Consider the following 509-nt stretch of genomic DNA (forward strand, 5'->3'; position numbering starts at 1 on the left):
CGATGACGCATTGGGAGATTGCCTTGATAAAATAGCAGCTGCCGGAGATGAAACGCTTTTTAAATCCATTGTGTTAAGTGCCCATACCACGTATGATATTGCCTTTAAGAGGCTTCATGCCGATACCACCACCGTTTCCTTTTATGGGGAATACGCTGACGAAGAACCCCAAGTTTTTGATAACGCATTAGACATTGAGGCGGGACAAGAGTCTCGTGAAAAAAGCCCAGTGGCAGAGAACACCCCTCTAAACATTACACAGGGATATAACAAGGACCATCGGCATGAATGCCCCCAAGTGGTCGTGGGCAAGATCGTTAACGAACATGGCCTACCGCTCGCTGCAAAAGTTATGGATGGGAACACTTCGGATATTGAATGGAACAAAATGGCGATTGATCTTGTCCATGATTTACAGGAAAACGGCTTGAATCAAGGGATTTATATCGCGGATTCAAAGCTGATGACAACGGATCTGGTCAGAAAAATGCTCCGTAAGCCCAAGGGGG

General features: G+C 46.2%; 1 protein-coding gene. It reads left to right on the forward strand.

The genetic code is table 11. The features are described from left to right. Positions 1–509, forward strand: a 509-nt coding sequence (locus tag ACYQ3Q_RS28485; protein ID WP_459931748.1) for an IS1634 family transposase, incomplete at both ends; no start/stop codon positions are given.

This window comes from Desulfosporosinus burensis, assembly GCF_054657535.1.